The sequence below is a fragment of the Pseudomonas sp. 21 genome (assembly GCF_000955805.1).
GTDB lineage: Bacteria > Pseudomonadota > Gammaproteobacteria > Pseudomonadales > Pseudomonadaceae > Pseudomonas.
Window position 1 is genome coordinate 308,740 of the sequence record NZ_JYOA01000001.1, and the last position, 18,112, is coordinate 326,851.

The 18,112-nt window shown below is 65.4% G+C and carries 18 protein-coding genes and 1 pseudogene; 12 read left to right on the forward strand and 7 right to left on the reverse strand.

Annotated features, from left to right (window positions below):
• Positions 1 to 8: 8 nt before the first annotated feature.
• Positions 9 to 1,535: an MDR family MFS transporter gene (locus UB43_RS01285; RefSeq protein WP_045207626.1), complete on the reverse strand. Its 1,527-nt coding sequence runs from the start codon at positions 1,533 to 1,535 to the stop codon at positions 9 to 11.
• Positions 1,536 to 1,584: 49 nt separating this feature from the next.
• Positions 1,585 to 2,250, reverse strand: a complete 666-nt coding sequence (locus UB43_RS01290) for a TetR/AcrR family transcriptional regulator (protein WP_045207627.1) — start codon at positions 2,248 to 2,250, stop codon at positions 1,585 to 1,587.
• A gap of 276 nt (positions 2,251 to 2,526) precedes the next feature.
• Here UB43_RS01290 and UB43_RS01295 point away from each other — a divergent pair, with 276 nt between their 5' ends.
• Both UB43_RS01295 and aspT read left to right on the forward strand, forming a co-directional pair.
• Positions 2,527 to 3,054, forward strand: coding sequence for a ProQ/FinO family protein (locus tag UB43_RS01295; protein WP_045207628.1), 528 nt, complete (start codon positions 2,527 to 2,529; stop codon positions 3,052 to 3,054).
• A 1,198-nt stretch (positions 3,055 to 4,252) separates the two neighbouring features.
• Positions 4,253 to 5,932 carry an aspartate-alanine antiporter gene (aspT, locus tag UB43_RS01310; protein ID WP_045207631.1) on the forward strand — a complete coding sequence of 560 codons (1,680 nt, stop codon included), beginning with the start codon at positions 4,253 to 4,255 and terminating at the stop codon, positions 5,930 to 5,932.
• Between the two features lie 42 nt (positions 5,933 to 5,974).
• Here aspT and UB43_RS01315 read toward each other — a convergent pair whose 3' ends face one another.
• The 3 genes from UB43_RS01315 to UB43_RS01325 all read right to left on the reverse strand — a co-directional run bounded on the left by UB43_RS01315 (position 5,975) and on the right by UB43_RS01325 (position 9,079).
• Positions 5,975 to 7,636, reverse strand: a complete 1,662-nt coding sequence (locus UB43_RS01315) for a mechanosensitive ion channel family protein (protein WP_045207632.1) — start codon at positions 7,634 to 7,636, stop codon at positions 5,975 to 5,977.
• 224 nt (positions 7,637 to 7,860) lie between these two features.
• Positions 7,861 to 8,502, reverse strand: coding sequence for a DUF1109 domain-containing protein (locus UB43_RS01320; RefSeq protein WP_045207633.1), 642 nt, complete (start codon positions 8,500 to 8,502; stop codon positions 7,861 to 7,863).
• Positions 8,489 to 9,079: a sigma-70 family RNA polymerase sigma factor gene (locus UB43_RS01325; protein ID WP_045207634.1), complete on the reverse strand. Its 591-nt coding sequence runs from the start codon at positions 9,077 to 9,079 to the stop codon at positions 8,489 to 8,491. The genes UB43_RS01320 and UB43_RS01325 overlap by 14 nt, the downstream gene beginning before the upstream one ends.
• A gap of 230 nt (positions 9,080 to 9,309) precedes the next feature.
• Between UB43_RS01325 and UB43_RS01330 the strand changes: the two genes are divergently transcribed.
• From UB43_RS01330 to UB43_RS28990, 9 genes and pseudogenes are all read left to right on the forward strand, one after another.
• On the forward strand, positions 9,310 to 9,597 hold the full coding sequence (locus UB43_RS01330) for a DUF2282 domain-containing protein (protein ID WP_045207635.1): 288 nt from the start codon (positions 9,310 to 9,312) through the stop codon (positions 9,595 to 9,597).
• A 16-nt stretch (positions 9,598 to 9,613) separates the two neighbouring features.
• Positions 9,614 to 10,447 carry a DUF692 domain-containing protein gene (locus UB43_RS01335; RefSeq protein ID WP_045207637.1) on the forward strand — a complete coding sequence of 278 codons (834 nt, stop codon included), beginning with the start codon at positions 9,614 to 9,616 and terminating at the stop codon, positions 10,445 to 10,447.
• Complete coding sequence (locus UB43_RS01340; protein WP_045207639.1) at positions 10,444 to 11,199, forward strand: DNA-binding domain-containing protein; 756 nt, start codon at positions 10,444 to 10,446, stop codon at positions 11,197 to 11,199. The genes UB43_RS01335 and UB43_RS01340 overlap by 4 nt, the downstream gene beginning before the upstream one ends.
• Before the next feature lie 9 nt (positions 11,200 to 11,208).
• Positions 11,209 to 11,676 (forward strand): DoxX family protein, encoded by a 468-nt coding sequence (locus UB43_RS01345; RefSeq protein WP_045207642.1) that lies wholly within the window; start codon positions 11,209 to 11,211, stop codon positions 11,674 to 11,676.
• Positions 11,677 to 11,789: 113 nt separating this feature from the next.
• Positions 11,790 to 12,137 carry a metalloregulator ArsR/SmtB family transcription factor gene (locus tag UB43_RS01350; RefSeq protein WP_045207643.1) on the forward strand — a complete coding sequence of 116 codons (348 nt, stop codon included), beginning with the start codon at positions 11,790 to 11,792 and terminating at the stop codon, positions 12,135 to 12,137.
• A gap of 20 nt (positions 12,138 to 12,157) precedes the next feature.
• Positions 12,158 to 13,441 carry an arsenic transporter gene (locus UB43_RS01355; RefSeq protein ID WP_045207644.1) on the forward strand — a complete coding sequence of 428 codons (1,284 nt, stop codon included), beginning with the start codon at positions 12,158 to 12,160 and terminating at the stop codon, positions 13,439 to 13,441.
• 29 nt (positions 13,442 to 13,470) lie between these two features.
• On the forward strand, positions 13,471 to 13,941 hold the full coding sequence (locus UB43_RS01360) for an arsenate reductase ArsC (RefSeq protein ID WP_045207646.1): 471 nt from the start codon (positions 13,471 to 13,473) through the stop codon (positions 13,939 to 13,941).
• Positions 13,942 to 13,953: 12 nt separating this feature from the next.
• Positions 13,954 to 14,655, forward strand: coding sequence for an arsenical resistance protein ArsH (gene arsH / locus UB43_RS01365; RefSeq protein WP_045207647.1), 702 nt, complete (start codon positions 13,954 to 13,956; stop codon positions 14,653 to 14,655).
• 7 nt (positions 14,656 to 14,662) lie between these two features.
• A pseudogene (locus tag UB43_RS28990) lies at positions 14,663 to 14,773 on the forward strand (N-acetyltransferase family protein); the annotation flags it as partial.
• A gap of 84 nt (positions 14,774 to 14,857) precedes the next feature.
• Here the strand turns inward: UB43_RS28990 and UB43_RS01370 are convergent.
• Entirely contained in the window at positions 14,858 to 15,607 is a 750-nt protein-coding gene (locus UB43_RS01370; RefSeq protein ID WP_045207648.1) for an ABC transporter substrate-binding protein, read from the reverse strand.
• 223 nt (positions 15,608 to 15,830) lie between these two features.
• On the opposite strand from UB43_RS01370, the gene UB43_RS01375 reads away from it, so the two are divergent.
• Positions 15,831 to 16,715 (forward strand): DMT family transporter, encoded by an 885-nt coding sequence (locus tag UB43_RS01375; protein ID WP_045207650.1) that lies wholly within the window; start codon positions 15,831 to 15,833, stop codon positions 16,713 to 16,715.
• Here UB43_RS01375 and UB43_RS01380 read toward each other — a convergent pair.
• On the reverse strand, positions 16,712 to 18,046 hold the full coding sequence (locus UB43_RS01380) for an MFS transporter (RefSeq protein ID WP_045207652.1): 1,335 nt from the start codon (positions 18,044 to 18,046) through the stop codon (positions 16,712 to 16,714). The genes UB43_RS01375 and UB43_RS01380 overlap by 4 nt on opposite strands.
• Positions 18,047 to 18,112 lie beyond the last annotated feature (66 nt).

Sequence of the window (18,112 nt, forward strand, 5' to 3'; positions counted from 1 at the left end):
CGGCCCGGTCAGGCCGTGCGCAGCGGCACTTCCCGCAGCAGCCACGACAGCGCGAAGGCCACGCCGCTGACCAGGCACGCCACCAGGAAAACCCAGTGCATCGCCCCGGAGAAAGCCCCCAGGTAGAGCTGCTGCAGGGCCACCGGCAAGGCATGCACATCGGCCGGCGACAGGTTGGCCGCGGAGCCGGAGCCAGCCGGGAAGCTGCTCGCGAGCCGGCTCGTCAGTTCGTGTGTAAACAGCGCGCCGAATACCGAGACGCCAATGGAGCCGCCGATTGAGCGGAACAAGGTGGCGCCCGAGGTGGCCACGCCCATGTGGCGGAACTCGACGCTGTTCTGCACCGCCAGGATCAGCACCTGCATGACCATGCCCAACCCGGCGCCCAGCAAGGCCATGTAGAGGTTCAGCTGGAGCATGGACGATTGCAGGTCGAGACGACTGAGCAGCCCCAGGGCGACGACCTGCAGCAGGGTGCCGAGGATCGGGAATACCCGGTAGCGCCCCCAGCGGCTGATCAGCCGGCCGGTGATCGCCGAGACCACCAGCATCGCGCCCATCAGCGGCAGCATCTGCAGGCCCGCGCTGGTCGGCGTGGCGTCCTTGACCACCTGCATGTAGAGCGGCAGGAAAGTCACCGAGCCGAACAGCGAAACACCGACGGTGAAGCCGATCAGCCCCGCCAGCACGAAGGTGCGGTGGCGGAACAGGTGCAGCGGCATGATCGGTTCGGCGGCGATGCGCTGCTCGTGGACGAAGCCGACCAGCCCGACGACGGCGAAGAGCGCCAGGACCATGATGTCGACCGAGGTCCATTTCAGAGTGCTGCCGCCCAGGCTGGTGATCAGCACCAGCGAGGCCAGCGCCAGGGTCAGGAAGAAGGCGCCGAAGTAGTCGATGACGTGCTTCACCCGCGCCACATGGGGGCGGAACGCGCTGCCGATCACCAGCAGGGCGAGCAGTCCCAGCGGCAGGTTGATGTAGAAGATCCAGCGCCAGGACAACTGCTCGACCAGGAAGCCACCCACCAGTGGGCCGACCACGGTGGCGAGGCCGAACACACCACCGAACAGCCCCTGGTAGCGACCGCGCTCGGCCGGCGGGATGACGTCGCCGATGGCCGCCATCGCCACCACCATCAGACCTCCCCCGCCCAGGCCCTGGAGCGCGCGCAGGAGGATCAGCTGGGTCATGTTCTGCGCCAGGCCGCAGAGCGCCGAACCCGCCAGGAACAGCACGATGGCGGTCTGCAGCACCAGCTTGCGGCCATACAGGTCGCCGAACTTGCCATACAGCGGCACCACGACGGTGGACGCCAGCAGGTAGGCGGTCACCACCCAGGACAGCAGGTGCAGGCCGCCCAGTTCGCCGACGATGGTGGGCAAGGCAGTGGACACGATGGTCTGGTCCAGCGCCGCGAGAAACATCACCAGCAGCAAGGCCGCCAGCAACAAGGGAATGGAGGGTTGTGCATCCCCGGCGTCGGCTGCGGGATTCGCGTGGCTGGCCAGGGTTTGATCGGAAGCCGGTTGCATGGGGCTGACCTGAAGAGAGGAAATGTCGTTGAACAGAAATACAGCGGGCTCAGGAGTCCGCCGCTGCGGCCCGCAGTTGGTACTGCCGGCCCACCTCCCGCAGGCCGGCCAGCGTGAAGCTGTACAGCTGCGCGGTGACCACTTCACCGGGCATGTCGAGGATGTCGCGCAGGGCGCCTTGCCCGCCGCGCGGGCCGATCAGCAGCATCGCCCAAGGCGCGGTCACGCTGAGGATGCAGGGCACCAGCGAGGGATCGTCTGCCGGTATCCCGGTGATTTCGCTGAACAGCTGCTTGAGCAGCGTCAGCTTCAGCGCCTTCTGCGGATGCAGCACCTCCTGGCCGTGGCTGCTGGGCGCCAGGGCTTCGGCGGCGAGCACGCGCAGATGCCAGCTCTCCCGTCCGCGCGACGCCTTGCGTACCACCAGCTCGGTCAACGCGAGCAGCTTGTCCGGCGCCGGTTGCTCGGCCTGGATGATCCGCTGCAGGTCGGCAATATCGAGAAAGCGCCGCCGGGCTTCCCCCAGCACCGCCTGGTAAAGGCCGTTGCGGCTGCCGAAGTGGTAGTTGATCGAGGCCAGGTCCACTTCCGCCTTCGCTGCCACCGCCTTGTTGCTGGTCTCGGCGAAGCCGAGGGTCGCAAGTAGCTCGCCAGCGGCTTCGAGGATGCGGATACGGGTCGCTTCGCCGTCTTTACGGGATTCGCGGGAGGCCATGGCTTTTCCTGGGCGCAAGAACGATGTCGATCAGACTGACGCAGGCAAACTCTAAATTCAATTTAAATTTAGTATTCACGACGAACTGCGCCCCGGCGACGGCTTCGGAATCAGTTATCTCGGCCCTCGGAAACGCATTGCGCAGAGCATCTGCCGGCTGCGGATTCCACCTTTGCCGACGAAAACAGAGACGATTTGTGCTGATACAGGTGAACCCGAGGGCTGTATGGAATAACCTTGCACCACGCAATCAACCTCGAAGCTGTGAATTGAACGATGGGTTTTGAACAACTAGCTGGGCTACGTGACCGCCTGCGGGCTGAAAAAGAGCAGGCAAAGGCCGCTAACGAGAAGCGCCGCAAGCCGAAGACCACACCGCAGGAGAAACCTCGCGAGCAGGATCCTGCGCTGGAAGCGATCTGGCGTTTGCAGCGGCATTTTCCGTTGGCCTTCCCGGTGAATCCGGCGCCCAAGGTTCCGCTCAAGGAGGGGATTCTCAAGGATGCCGAGCAACACCTGGCGCAACTCGGGATTACCAGCGAGCAGCTCAAACTGGGCGTCGCGGCCTGGTGCAAGGGCGCCCGATACTGGGCCAGCATGGTGGAGAACGCGCCGCGCCTGGACTTGAACGGCCAGCCAGTCGGCACCGTGACCGCCGCCCAGGCGCTGCACGCCAAGCAGCAGGCTTCCCGGCAACGCAGCCAGGAGCGCCGGAATCGCGAGAAACTGAAAAACCGCACTCCCGCCGCTGCCGCCGATACCACCGTCACCTCCGATACCACCGAGGCTCAGTCTTCGGACTGAACCTGGCCGCGTACTGCACCGCATCGGCCATCACCCGGCTGGGTGACTGTCCGATGCGGCAGCCCGTTCAGGCCAGAAGCTGCCGCTGACCGCAGGCAGCTTTCGGCCAGGCGCGGAGATCGGGCAGCCCTGCCCGATTCGGCCCAGGCCCCCACGTTCTCCACCAGAAAGTCGATCAGCGCCCCTACCCTGGCCGGCCTCTGCGCGCGCGTGGATACCTAACGCATTGGCGCCATCGGCATCTGCGGCGGCGGTGCCTATACCATCCCAATGGTGCCACCAGCGGCCTGTTCTCCTGCAACAGCGCAGCGATGGCCTGGGGTGCATTCGCCCATGCCGAAACGCTGCTGACCCAACCGCTGCTGGTGGTGAGCGGTGACAAGCCCGGAGCCTTGGTGCCTACCGCGACGGCTGGGAGATCCACGGTCGGGCAGCGTCGGCGGCCAAGCAGCTATTCCTCGCCGAAGGCTGGTCACGCGACGACCTCCAAAACAAGCCGGAACCGGTGGCCCTGGTCATGGCGGAGGTCGCGCCCTTCTTCAAGGAATACCTGTAATCCTCGCGAATCGCAGACGCGAAGCGCCTCATGAACAATGCCCTCATCCTCGGTGCCACCGGGAAGATCGCTTCGTGGATCGTCCGAGGGCTTGGGCAACTGGACGAGGTGCAGCAGACGCAACAGCTACTAGCCCCCGGAAAGCTCTCCGGCACGGAGCCCGGCAATGCGCGAGTGGTATCGGCAACGTGCTGGATCAGGCGCTGCCACGAGCAGTCATGGCTGGCCGGGACGTTGTCTAGGCGATGCTCAGCGGCGACGTTCTGGAGGAACGGGCACACAGCGCGATCGAGGCCATGCAGGCCGGTAACGTCAAGCGTCTGATCTTGGTCTTCTCGCTGGGCATCACGGCAACGATGTCGTGCAGCATCGCCGGATCGAAGGGCTCGTCGAGAACGCGGTACGCCGGAAAGTCGCTGCTCCAGGAGCCTCCGGACCTGCCAATGATGGGTATGGGAGGCAGACACTCCGCCACCTGGCATTAGGTCGGCCCATGACTGGTGCAAAGGCGACGCAGTCGAAGCAGCACCCGGGCTTCGCCAAGCATTCCACTCATTTCATGGCCTGCCGGGCGAATTGGCTGCCTGCGGCCATACTTCATGTTCACCAACGCCTGACCGACACTCGACGGGGAGAACGTCGATGCTTGACTTCGTGCTGCATGCATTGCGTGCCAACCCGGAAATTGCCGTGTTTCTGGCAATCAGCCTGGGCGTATTGCTGGGTCGAATCCAACTGGGGAGTTTCCACCTGGGCTCCGTCGCCGGAGCGCTGCTCATGGGCCTGCTTATCGGACAGATCGGCATCGAGGTGCCTCATGAGCTGAAGTCGATCTTCTTCGCGTTGTTCATTTATGCGGTGGGTTTCAAGAGCGGCCCGGAGTTCTTCGGCAGCCTGAACCGAGGCACACTCAAGCTGGTGCTGCTTTCCGTAGTGCTCTGCGCTACCGCGCTGGTCACCATCCTTGTGACCGGGCGCTATTACGGCTTCGATGCTGGATTCACCGCGGGGCTCGGCGCTGGAGCACTGACCGACACCGCAATCATGGGGACGGCCAGCAGCGCCATTGCACAGCTGGCGCTCGAGGAGTCCGCGAAGTCTCAACTCAACAGCCATATGGCTGTGGCATACGCAATCACTTACTTGTTCGGGACTATTGGTCTGATTGTCTTCGTCGGAAGCATCGCGCCCAAGCTATTGCGCGTCGATCTGCGTGCTTCGGCCCGCGAGCTGGAACGCGAGCTCGGTATCGAACGGGAAGAATTCGCCATCAGCATCCCCTACACCCGCGTGGTCGTTCGTGCTCATCAACTGGCGTGCGGGGGAATGAGCATTGCCGATATCGAAAGACTGCATCCTGCGCTCAGTGTTGAGCGCGTGGTGCGTGGCGACCGAGTCATCGAGCGCGACCCTCGGTTTCGCCTGGAGAGCGGCGATGTGGTGGGGCTCTACGCCTTGCGTGAAGCGGTAGCAGGTCTACGCGACTGGATCGGGCCGGAAGTCGACCACTCGGAGAGCCTGTCCTTTCCTACCCGCACGGCAGACATCGTACTTACCTCGCGCAGTCTGGCCGGCAAGACTCTGCATCAGATCAAGCGCGAGCTGGTTGGCGCTGAGCGCATGGGCTGCTACATCACCGGACTGACACGCCAGGACCTCGATCTTCCGCTGCTGCCGGATACAGTCCTGCGTCGAGGCGATGTCATCTCCCTTGTTGGCCGCCGCGCCAGCGTGGAAGCCCTGGCCGCTCAGATCGGCCGAATCAGGGAGACCAGTTACAAGAGCGACATTGCCGTCCACACCCTGGGGCTGGTGTTCGGTTCGCTGGCGGGCATGCTTTCCACCCACATCGGCATGATTCCAGTGGAGCTGGGAATTGGTGGCGGTGTCCTGCTCACCGGTTTGCTGATTGGCTGGTTCAACTCTCGCCATCCCGAGCGCGGCAATCTCCCCCCTGCCGCACAATGGGCCTTCTCTGAGTTCGGCCTCACAGCCTTTGGCGCGGTGGTTGGTCTGCTGGCCGGCCCAGCGGCGCTGGTGGCGATCCGCGACCAAGGTCTGGCGCTGGTCATTTCAGGCGCATTCGTGACCATCGTTCCGCCGCTGGTGACGCTCTATGTCGGACACTACCTGCTGCGCCTGCACCCTTTGATCCTGCTTGGTGCGCTGGCGGGAGCCCAGACCGAGGCGGCATCGATGAACAAGATCATCGAGCAATCCGGGAGTAACACGCCCGTAATCGGATTCACCGTCTGCTACGCCATTTCCAATGTCCTTCTGGCCGTGTGCGGCCCGATCATCGTTACGGTCATGACAGGCTAGGCGGTTCGTATCGGATAACGACGCGCCGTCCCTTCATCCACTCTAGGAAGCCGGCGAGTCGATATCATCGACGTCTGCCGCCGGGCGACTGGCCGGCGAGCTGTACCAGTTCTCCGGGCGCACCACCTTCTCCGCGGCAGGATCTCCCAGGTAGTGCGGCGACATGATCTGCACGCCGTATTCATTGAACACATCCTGGATGTGGGCATGCAGCAGGCTCAGCAGTTGCGCCCGTGGACGCGGCTCGCTGGGGATGGCTTGGGCGACCAGTCGGTATTCGGGATAGAAATCCGACAGGGCCGTCTGGAACACGCAAGGCGGTGGAACCTGCAAGATGCCATCCGTGCGCCGGGCGGCCTCGACAAGCATCGCTTCCACCTGACGCCAGGGCGTGTCGTAGCCGATGGTGACCACGGTGTCGACGACGTAACCCTGCCCCTGGACTATCCGTGAGTAATTCTTGGTGACCGATCCGGTAATCATCGAGTTCGGCAGCGTCAGTACCTCTCCAAGGCCAGTGCGGATAGTGGTGTTGAACATACCGACTTCCGTCACCGTGCCCTCGTGGTCGCCAATGCGCACGAACTCCCCGGCACGCAGCGTCCGCGAGTAGGTCAGGATCAGGCCGGAGGCAGCCTGCCCCACGACGCTGGAAGCCCCCAGCGAGATCATGAGGCCCACGAGCACCGAAAGCCCCTTGAACGCCTCGGTACCCGAGCCAGGTAGATAGGGATAGGCCATCACAACGGCGAACAGCCAGATGGCCAGCGAGGTCAGGCGCGTCGTGGGCTGCAGGGTTTCCTGGGTCAACCAGCGAATGGTGCCGGGCCGAGCCAGTCGCTCCAGCAGCCTTTTGCTGAATCCGCTGATGCCCCGGGCGATGAAGAAGATCATCACGGCGACCGCAATGCCCGGTATCGCGCTGACGATCCCGCTGAGCAGGTAATCCAGCAGCCGGAACAGGTAGACGTCGAGGCTTTCCCCCCAGGGCCGGGTATAGGGGAACTGTGACAGCACGTAGCTGAGCCACTCATAGCTCAGCAGAAACACGACTGCCCAGAAGAACAGCCAGATCAGTCGGTCCGCCAGGTAGTACAGGTACTGCATGTCGAACAGCTGAAGTTGCCCGAACCTGATCTGTCGGGCCCGCTCGCGCATCAATTGAGGCAGCCGCCCACGCAGCTTGCGCCTGAGGAAATGCACCAGTCTCAGCAGCAGTACGTACAGGACGGTGGCAACGGCCGAGTAGCCCAGGGCCTTGAGCAGGAATCGAAGGCTGCGAGCCTGGCCGGTCTCCTCCACCACCACCTTGAGATTCGCGGCAGCCCGTGCTGCGGCCTCCTGCACGGAACCCTCCGGCGAATCGACGTCCAGTGGCGAAACGATAAAGGCACGCCGGCCGCCCAGCAGCACCATGTAGCTGTGGAGGATGGGGGCAGTGCTGACTTGCAGGTCGTCAGTCCCTTGCAGCACATCCTCGATCACTGCCTTGGCCCGTTGCTGCCGGCCCGCCGGCGTCTCGCCCAGCAAGGTCGCGCGGAACACGACGATGCTGCGGTTGGCAATCTTCAACTCCACGGGGTCAGCGGCGACGCCCTCGGTTGCATCGGTGCCCGCCGCAGGTTCGGCGCTGACCGCAGCCGCACAGACCAACCCCAACACAACGAGCACCAAACTGAGCCTTGCGCCGATCCAACACCCCATCCCATCGCTCCTTGGAAGCACAGCCAACCGGCCGAGAACAAACTGAATCAAGCGTAGTCAGGTTCTGGACGTCCAGGAAACGGAAGCAGGATATGTCTTGGGAAGGCCCCGCTGTCTTCGAAGCGGCCGCGGAACGAAGGCAAGGACCTGAAGGCAATCAAATGCGGCGAAGGCGATCCGGGCCCGGCATGGAAAACACAGCTCCCGGATCGGTTGCCGTCCAGTTACCAGCGCAGCAGTCGTGGCCCGAGCACCGCGCCCAGCCCGGTTGGCAGAAGCATGCCGAGCAAGTACCAGACGCCCCAGAACGGAATGCCCATCTCGGGACAGTGCAGGCAGTACGCCAATGTCGCCGTGGCTCCCGCCAGCAGCCCGCCGGCAGCGCCGGCAATGCGCAGACGGGTTGGCGCAAGGCCGCGCAGCGCCCAGAACACGCTGATGAAAGTCGGCACCGAGAGCAGCGCAATGTTCAGCGGACAGGTGCGCCAGGTCTTGCCCAGGACCAGGCCGGCGCGGGCTTCGGCGGGCACGCCGGCCAGCTCCACGGCGCCGCCTATCCAGACCAGAAGCACGGGCAGCGCCAGCAGCGCCCAGGCCGCGCCGCCGCCCACTCCTGGCCGCGCGACGCGGCTGTTCAGCCACAGGGCAAGGGGAGCCAGGCTGCCAGGCAGCGCCACCTTGGCCCAGAAGAGCGGCGTGCGTGCCACTTCGCCCAGGTCGGGCCGTACGCCGAAGATCGCAGTCATCAGCAGCAGCGCGCCCAAGGTGCCAGCCAGCAAGGCGACGGCGAAGCGCTTAGCCAGAGCATGACGGTCCACCGCGCCCTCGCCAGCGCTCAGCAGGTCGATCAGTTCATTGGTCTTCATCGCTTCGCAACCCTCGAATGATTTTCGCCAGGGCCTTGAGCCCGCGGTGGATGCCGACCTTTACGGCGGAACTGGAAAGCCCGGTCAGGCTGGCGGTTTCTTCCACCGACAGACCTTCCAGCTTCACATGGACAATCGGCAGGCGCTGCTTGTCGGGGAGCTGTTGCAGCAGCTTGCCGAGATCGCGGCTGGCCTGTGCAGGCTCGCCATCCTCGGCGGCGAACAGCTCTCCCTCGTCATCCGCCAGCGGATCGTGGAGCGCCTCCCGCCGCGCGAAGGCGCGGAAATGGTCCGCCAGCTTGTAACGCGCTATGGCCTGCACCCAGGCAGTCAATGGCTGATCGGCACGGTAGGTGTGGCGGGCATTGTGTACCGCCAGCAGCACCTCCTGCAGCAGGTCTTCGATCTCGCCGGGGCGCTGGCTCAGGCGCCGCCCCAGGAAAGCCCGCAGGTGCGTGCCGAGTGCGCCGAGAAACTCACGGTACGCCTGACCATCGCCGTCCATGCCACGCAGCAGCAACGCCTGCAGCTGCGCCTCGCGCGCGATCAACAGTTCCTGGCTGGTAGTTCGTTGCATCGGCCGTCCTGGTTACACCCAAGGTGAATTCTTTCCCGGTCCCGCCCCAGCCTGCTGGCGTGCTGCTGGCCTGCGGAGAAAACAGGCCGTCGTTCAATACGTTAGGGCCACGCCGAAGAATTCTCAAAAAAATTTCGTCGCGCTGTAACCGGATCAGCTCCCCCGGCGAACTACTCATCGAGCCGCCGGAAAGCCTTCCACGGCCCCTCAATCGAACGGGAGACCGCACCATGAAAACCCTGACCCTCGCCACCGCCGCCATCGCGCTTGCCGCCATCACCGGTAGCGCCCTGGCCGACGACATGAACACCAAGGCCAGCAATGGCGCGGCCATGGAGAAATGCTACGGCGTCGCCATGGCCGGCAAGAACGACTGCAAGGCCGGTGCGGGCACCACCTGCGCAGGCAGCGCCAAGAAGGACTACGACGGCATGCACTGGAAGAACGTCCCGGCCGGCACCTGCACCACGATCAAGACGCCCAATGGCATGGGCTCGCTGACGCCGAGCAAAGCCTGAGCCAAGGCCGCCGACCATGAACGCATTCCATCAACCGGGCGCCGGGCTGGGGCTGAAGGGCGAACACTACGCCCAGGCCCTGGCCTGCTCCGCCCAGGGTCTCTGGTTCGAAGTGCATCCGGAGAACTACATGGTCGGCGGTCCCCGCCTTGCCTGGCTGGAACGAATCGCCGAACGACACCCGCTGTCGCTGCACGGGGTCTCGCTGTCCCTGGCGGCCGACACGGCACCTGACGAGGCACACCTCCGGCACCTGCGCGCGCTGGTCGAGCGCGTGCAACCGCACTTGATTTCCGAGCACCTGGCCTGGTCGACCTGGCGCGGCCAGTACCTGCCGGACCTGCTGCCCTTCCCGCGCAGCCATGCGGCCCTGGCGCGCATCACCGAGAACGTCCAGCGCACCCAGGAAGCCCTGGGCCGGCGCATCGCCATCGAGAACCCCAGTCACTACCTGCGCCTGGAGGGCCACGACTGGGACGAAATCGAATTCCTCACGGAGCTTGCGCTACGCACCGGCTGCGGCCTGCTGCTGGACGTCAACAACGTGCACGTCAGCTCGCAAAACCTCGGCTTCGATGCGAGGCGCTACCTCGACCGCTTCCCCGCGGCGGCCGTCCTCGAGATCCACCTGGCCGGATACAGCCACGACGAGGGCGGCGAACTGCTGATCGACTCCCACGATGCGCCGGTCGCCGAGCCCGTCTGGGCACTCTATGAGCACCTGATCCAGCGCATCGGCCCGAGGCCGACACTGATCGAGCGCGACGACCATCTGCCTGCCTTCGACGAGTTGCTGGCCGAGCGCGAGATCGCGCAGGCGATCCTCAACCTGGCAGAGGTGAAACCATGAAAACCTCACTCGGCACCTTCCAGGATGCCTTCGTCGAAGCGCTCTACCGGCGCCCTGCTCCTGCGCTGCAAGGCGTGACCACACAGGCGGCCTTCGAGGTCTATCGCAACACCGTGTTCAAGGGCTGTGTCGACGCACTGTGCGACAACTTCCCAACCGTCGAACGCCTGGTCGGGACGGACTGGATCCGCGCAGCGGCGGCAATTCACGCCCGCGAGGTTCCCCCGGATGACGCTCGCCTGATCCTTTATGGCGAGAGCTTTGCCGATTTCCTCACGACTTTCGAACCCGCACGTGAGCTGCCCTACCTTGGCCCCGTGGCGCGTCTGGACCGACTGTGGACAGAGGCCTTCGTCGCGCCCCAGGAAGCGATGCTGGACCTTGCCAGCCTGGCTGGCATGACCGCCTCGGACCTTGCCGCCGGCTACCTGCAACCGCGCGCCTGCGTACGCTGGCGCTGGTTTTCCGAGCAGCCGATCTACAGCATCTGGCGTTACAACCGCGAGGCCCTGCCGATACCGGAGGAGCTGCCCTGGCAAAGTGAAGGAGCCTTGCTGGTCGGCCATGCCGAGGGCGTTGCCTGGCACGCGCTGGAAGCTGGGGGCTGCGCCTTCCTCGATGCCTGCGCGAAGGGTAGCGACCTCGGTCAGGCGTCGGCGCTGACACTGCAGGCGCATCCGGACCTCGACTTCCACGACCTGTTCGGCCGCCTCCTCGGCGCCGGCGTTTTCCGTCCCATCAACCTCGCGTGAGGGGCCAACATGGACATCGCTCGCACTACTCCCACCGGCACCGGCCTGCGCCAACGCTGGAATCGTATGGCCGACTTGCTGCAGCAGCTGCTCGGCGACTCGGTTCTCTGCCTGGTAGCGCGCGTCGGGATTGCCGCAACCTTCTTCCTTTCCGGGCGGACCAAGGTCGAAGGCCTCCTGACCATCACCCCGAGCACCTATGAGCTGTTTCGCACCGAGTACATGCTGCCGCTGGTGCCTCCGCAGATCGCCGCTCACCTGGCGACCTACGCCGAACACCTCTTCCCACTGCTGCTGGTGCTGGGCCTGTGCACCCGCCTTTCGGCCCTGGCATTGCTGGGGATGACCACGGTGATCGAGGTATTCGTCTACCCGGATGCCTGGCCCACCCACCTGGTATGGGCAGGCCTGCTGCTGTTGGTGATCGGACGCGGAGCCGGCAACTGGTCGCTGGATCGCGCCCTGGGGATTCGGTAATACAGCGTCCGCCAGCGGCCATCAGCGGCCATCAGCGGACGTTCGAATGCAACGAGGCTTTACCTTACATATGGAAATCCGTATATTCGATTATCCATATGTAAGGTGAAGCCATGATCACTCCACCCGAAGTCTTCAAGAACCTGGCCGACGAGACTCGCGCTCGCGCCACCCTGCTCATCGCCAGCCTGGGCGAGCTGTGTGTCTGCGAGCTGATGTGCGCGCTGGACGACAGCCAGCCGAAGATCAGTCGCCACCTGGCACAACTGCGCAGCAGCGGCCTGCTGCTGGATCGCCGCCAGGGCCAGTGGGTGTATTACCGCCTCAACCCCGAGCTGCCCGCCTGGGTGCACGACCTGCTGCAGGTCACCCTGCTGGCCAACGAGCAGTGGCTGGCCGACAACACCCTGCGCCTGCAGAACATGGACGGCCGCCCCGTCCGTGACGCCGCCTGCTGCTGATCCCTTCGAGCGAGTCCTCCATGCTGGTCGCCGTTAGCGTCTTCGTCTTTACCCTCGTCCTGGTCATCTGGCAGCCCAAGGGGCTTGGCGTCGGCTGGAGCGCGGCCCTGGGCGCGATCATCGCCCTGGCTGCCGGTGCGGTTTCCCTGCACGACATCCCGACCGTCTGGGCCATCGTCTGGAACGCCACTGCCACCTTCATCGCGGTCATCATCATCAGCCTGCTGCTGGATGAGGCCGGCTTCTTCGAGTGGGCCGCACTGCACGTGGCGCGCTGGGCGAACGGCAGCGGCCAGCGCCTGTTCGCCTTCTGCGTGCTGCTCGGCGCGGCCGTCTCGGCGCTGTTCGCCAATGATGGTGCGGCACTGATCCTCACGCCCATCGTCATGTCGATGCTGCTCGCCCTGCGCTTCTCCCCCGCCGCGACCCTGGCCTTCGTCATGGCCGCCGGCTTCATCGCCGATACCGCGAGCCTGCCGCTGGTGGTCTCCAACCTGGTGAACATCGTCTCGGCGGACTACTTCGACCTGGGCTTCGCCGAATACGCCTCGGTGATGCTGCCGGTGAGCCTCGCCAGCACTGCCGCCACCCTGCTGGTGCTGTTCCTGTACTTCCGCCGCGACATCCCGAGGCAATACGCGCTCCATGCGCTGAAGGAACCCAGGGCCGCCATCCATGACCGCGCCACCTTCATCGTCGGCGGGTGGACGCTGCTGGCGTTGCTGGTCGGCCTGTTCGCCCTGGAGCCGCTGGGCATCCCGGTCAGCGCCGTGGCCGCCGCCTGTGCCGCGCTCCTTTTCGCCGTCGCCGCCCGCGGCCAGCGCATCTCCACCCGCCGCGTACTGCGCGAAGCGCCCTGGCAGGTCGTGATCTTCTCCCTCGGCATGTACCTGGTGGTCTACGGCCTGAAGAACGCCGGCCTCACGGACTTCCTTGCCCAGTTGCTCGACCGCCTTGCCGCACAGGGTCTGTGGAGCGCCGCCCTCGGCACCGGCCTGCTCTCGGCGCTGCTGTCCTCGGTGATGAACAACATGCCCAGCGTGCTGGTCGGGGCCCTGTCGATCCAGGCCAGCGGCGCGGAAGGCCTGGTGCGCGAGGCGATGATCTACGCCAACGTCATCGGCTGCGACCTCGGCCCGAAGATCACCCCCATCGGCAGCCTCGCCACGCTGCTCTGGCTGCATGTGCTGGAACGCAAGGGCGTGCGGATTACCTGGGGTTACTACTTCAAGGTCGGCATCCTCCTGACCTTGCCGGTGCTGCTGATCACCCTTTCGGCCCTGGCGTTGCGCCTGAGCCTCTGACGTCCCGCCCAGAAGCGGAGGAGCCTTCCATGCGAGTCCTGTTCATGTGCACGGCCAACAGCTGCCGCAGCATCCTCTCCGAGGCGCTGTTCAATCACCTGGCGCCCGAAGGCTTCGAGGCGGTCAGCTCCGGCAGTTTTCCCAAGGGCCGGGTATTGCCCCGCAGCCTCGTAACCCTGGAACAGGCCGGCATCTCTACCCAAGGCCTGAGCAGCAAGGGCAACGACGCCTTCGAAGGCAACCCGCCGGACATCGTCATCACCGTCTGCGACAAGGCCGCCGGCGAAGCCTGCCCGGTGTACTTCGGTCCGGCGCTGAAGTCCCACTGGGGGCTGGAAGACCCTTCCGATGTCGTTGGTGACGAGTCGGCAATTGACGCGGCCTTCCGCGCCACGCTGGCGCGCATCGAGCTGCGCTGCCGGGCCTTCCTCGCCCTGCCCTTCGCCACCCTCGGCCGCGACGAACTCAAGCGCGAGCTGGATCGTATCGGCGCTCTTTGATCAGGAGGACACATGTCCGAACAACTGCCCAACCTCGATCTGTCGCTGATCGATCCGCTACCGACCCCCCCCGATGCCAGCGAGCACAAACCGCGCATCCTGCTGCTTTACGGATCGACGCGCGAGCGCTCCTTCAGCCGCCTGCTGGTGGAGGAAGCCGCACGGCTGCTGCAGCACTTCGGTGCCGAGACGCGTATCTTCAATCCCTCGGGCCTGCCGCTGCCGGACGACGTGCCGGTGGAGCATCCGAAGGTGCAGGAGCTGCGTGACCTGGTGCAGTGGTCGGAGGGCCAGGTCTGGTGCTCGCCGGAACGCCACGGCGCACTCTCGGCGGTGTTCAAGGCACAGATCGACTGGATTCCCCTGGCCCTTGGCGCCGTGCGCCCGACCCAGGGCAAGACGCTGGCGGTGATGCAGGTCTGCGGCGGCTCGCAGTCGTTCAACGTGGTCAACCAGTTGCGCGTACTTGGCCGCTGGATGCGCATGTTCACCATCCCCAACCAGTCCTCGGTACCCAAGGCCTACCTGGAGTTCGACGAGGCGGGCCGGATGAAGCCCTCGGCGTACTACGACCGCGTGGTCGACGTCATGGAGGAGCTGGTGAAGTTCACCCTGCTGCTGCGCGATCGCCAGGAGTTCCTGGTGGATCGTTACTCGGAGCGCAAGGAAAGCGCCGAGCAGCTGTCCGCCCGTGTGAATCAACGCTCGATCTGAGGTGATCATGCCCATCGAAACCAGGGAGGCGCGCCCCGAGGATGCGCCAGCAATCCAGGCCATCTATGCACCGATCGTGAGTGGAACGGCGATCTCCTTCGAAGAGGTGCCGCCGAATCGGGACATCGCGGGCTGAGCCTCCCGCACACCCAGGCCCGTTCAAGCATCGCCGGACGAGGCGCAGCCGGGTACCCGGCCCCTCTCACTGACGGTCGAGGCTCTCGTAGCGGCGTTGAATGCGCGCCAGCTCGCCGGACTCGCGCAACTGCTCCAGCGCGCGACTCCAGGCGGCGACTCGCTGGTCGTCGCTGTCGCGGCTGAAGGCGATGTAGAGGCTGGAGCGAAACAGCTCGACCGGCACCCGGCGCAATGTGCCGGGCGACAGGCCCAGCTGGCGACTGTAATACGCGACGCCCGCATCGGTGTCGCCGACGATGATGTCGGTGCGCCCGGCCAGCAGCATGAGATAGAGCTGCGGGCTGCCGGTGGCGCGCTTGTCGAGATTGTCGAAGCCCATGGACTGCAACGTCTCCGGGACCAGCCCGGCATGCCGGGTGGTCATGCGCGGGGCGCCCCGCAGGTCGCTCAGGGTATTCGCCGGCTGACGCGCGCTGGCCAACTGATAGGGATGGATCGACTCTTCGACGATCGGGCCTACCCATTGGTACAACGGCTCGCGCGCCGGCGTGCGGAACATGGAAAACATGATGGTCTTCGGCTGCGACTGCAGGGCGAGGCTGGTGCGCATGCTGGGCAGCAGCTCGATCGCGAAATCATCGCCGGTCAGCCCCATGATGGCCTTGACGATGTCCGTCGCCATCCCGGTGAGCTGGCCATTCTCGACGTAGTTGTACGGCGCCCACTCTTCGGTGACGACCCGATAGTCCCCTGCCCGGGCCCCGGCATTGAGCAAAGAACAGAGCAAGGCTGCACAGATGGTCGAAGGCTTCACAAGGCTCGCTTGGCGGGAGTGGCAGGACAGCGAAGTGCTGAAGTGAGGACCTGAAAATCATAGTACCCGCCTCCTGGCGCCGCCACCGCCAGCCCAGGGCGGCACAGGCCGGCGGAAAAACCTCGGCGTGCTGCCTTCCCAAGCGTCAAGCGTGCCCGGCAAGATAGCGGCATTCGCCGCCACGCTTTGGCGGCCCCCTTCTGCCTTGTGCCACCGGAGTCGTATGCAACCGCGCGACCTTGCCGCCTACCTGTTCCTCGCCATCGGCTGGGGGCTGTCCTTCCTCGTGCTGCTCAAGGCCATCGCCGGCTTCGGCTGGGTCGGCGCGGTCAGCTTCCGCGCGCTGATCGCCAGCTTCACCCTGTTCGCCGTGGCGCGGCTGTCCGGGCGCAAGCTGAACTTCGAAGGGCTGTGGAAGCCGCTGTGCGTTATCGGCGCCACCACGGTGGCCGGCCAATTGATCGGCATGACCTACGCCACCCCGCGCATCGGCACCGCCATGGCGGCGATCTTCGTCGCCGGGATTCCGCTGTTCTCCATGCTCATCGGCCGCCTCTGGGGCCTGGAACGCATCACCTGGAGCGGCCTCGGCGGGCTGGTGCTGGGCTTCTTCGGCATGGTGCTGCTGGTGGGCTTCCCGGCGGTGCCGATTACCCACGAGTTCATGCTCGGCAGCGCAGCCTCCGTGTTCGGCGCCGTCTGCGCGGCCTTCGGCAGCAATTACGCCAGCCTGAAGCTGCGCACCGCCGGCCCCTGGGAAGTGACCTGCGGCGCCTTCGGGATCGGCGGGCTGCTGACCCTGCCCTTGCTGATCTGGGTGCCTGTGCCCGGCACACCGCAACCGATCGATGTGCTCTTCCTGCTGATCTGCGGCTGCATATTCAGCGCGGTGAACTACGTCGTCTACTTCCAGCTCGTCTCGCGAATCGGCGCCACCAGAACCATCAGCGTGGAGTTTGTCGTCACCGTGGTCGCCGTCCTGGTCGGCGCCCTGGTGCTGGGCGAAAGCCTGTCGCTGGTGCAGGGCGTGGGCGCGCTGATCATCCTGATCGGCTGCGCCCTGGTGCTCGGCCTGGTGCCCGGCACCAAGGCCCGCGCCGTGACTTAACCGACCTGCGCCTGGGCGACACCCGGCGAGGCATCGTCGCGGTCGATCAGCTCCATCGGCAGATGCGAGGTTTCGCGCAACAGCCAGGAACACACCGCCACCAGCAATAGCGCCGCCGCACCGTAAAGCGCGACGCCGAAGGGGTTGCGCCCGGTGGCGATGAGGATGGCGGTAGCGATGCTCGATGCCGTGCCGCCGCCCAGTGCCGCGCCGATCTGGTAGCTGAAGGAAATCCCCGAGTAGCGCATTTCCCGCGGGAACTGCTCGGCGAGGAACGCCGGGATCGGCCCCTGGGTCGCGCCCATGAAGAAGCCCACGGCGATATACGCCAACAGCGCCAGCGGCAGGTTGTGCAGGCCGATCAGCGGGAAGAAGGCGAACAGCCCGAGCGCCATGATCGCCGCGCCGAAGATCATCACCGCACGCCGGCCGAAGCGGTCCGAGAGATGCCCGAAGAATGGCGCGGACGCGACGATGGCCACCGACAGCGAGAAGTCGAACAGCAGGGCGTGGCTGCTGCTGTAACCGATGTCGGTCGCGTAGGCGAGGAAGAAGGTGCTGCCGATATAGGCGATGGTGACGTAGCCGAAGGCGATGCCGATGCACAGCAGCAGCTCGCGCGGGCGACGGCGGAAGGCTTCCATCAGCGGCATGCGCGCCTCGCTTTTCGGCGCGGCCTTGGGCTGCGCCGCGGTGTTCTGCAGGCGCGCATAGAGACCGACCAGCACCAGCAGGCCGCCGAGCCAGAACGGGATGCGCCAGGCGATACCACTCAGGTCATCGTCGAAGGCGAAGCTGACGATGGCGAACACCGCCGAACCGAAGATGCCACCGATACCGATGCCCATGCTCGTGAAGCTGCCCCACAGGCCGCGGCGGCCCCTGGGCGCGACCTCGATGCCGAACAGCGCCGCCCCGCCCCACTCGCCACCGGCGGCGAAGCCCTGCACCAGGCGCAGGAGCACCAGCAGCACCGGCGCGGCGGCACCGATGCTGGCGTGGGTCGGCAGGAAGCCGATCAGCAAGGTGCTCAGGCCCATCAGCACCAGGGTGGTGACCAGCGCCTTCTGCCGGCCGTAGCGGTCACCCAGGTGACCGAACACCACGCCGCCCAACGGACGGGCAAAGAAGCCGGCGCCGAACGCCGCGAAGGCGACCAGCACGGCGGTCAGGCGATCCATGCCGGGAAAGAACAGCTGCGGGAAGATCAGCGCGGCGGCGTAGCCGTAGATGACGAAGTCGTAGAACTCCAGCGCGGTGCCCATGCCGGAGACGCAGAAGGTGCGAAAGGCCGAGCGCGAGCCGGGAGCTGTGGGCGTGTGGTCGATCATGGCGGTTCACTCTTGTTTTTGTGGCAATACGAAACCCGCGCGGCGGCCGGTGGGCTGCCACGGGGG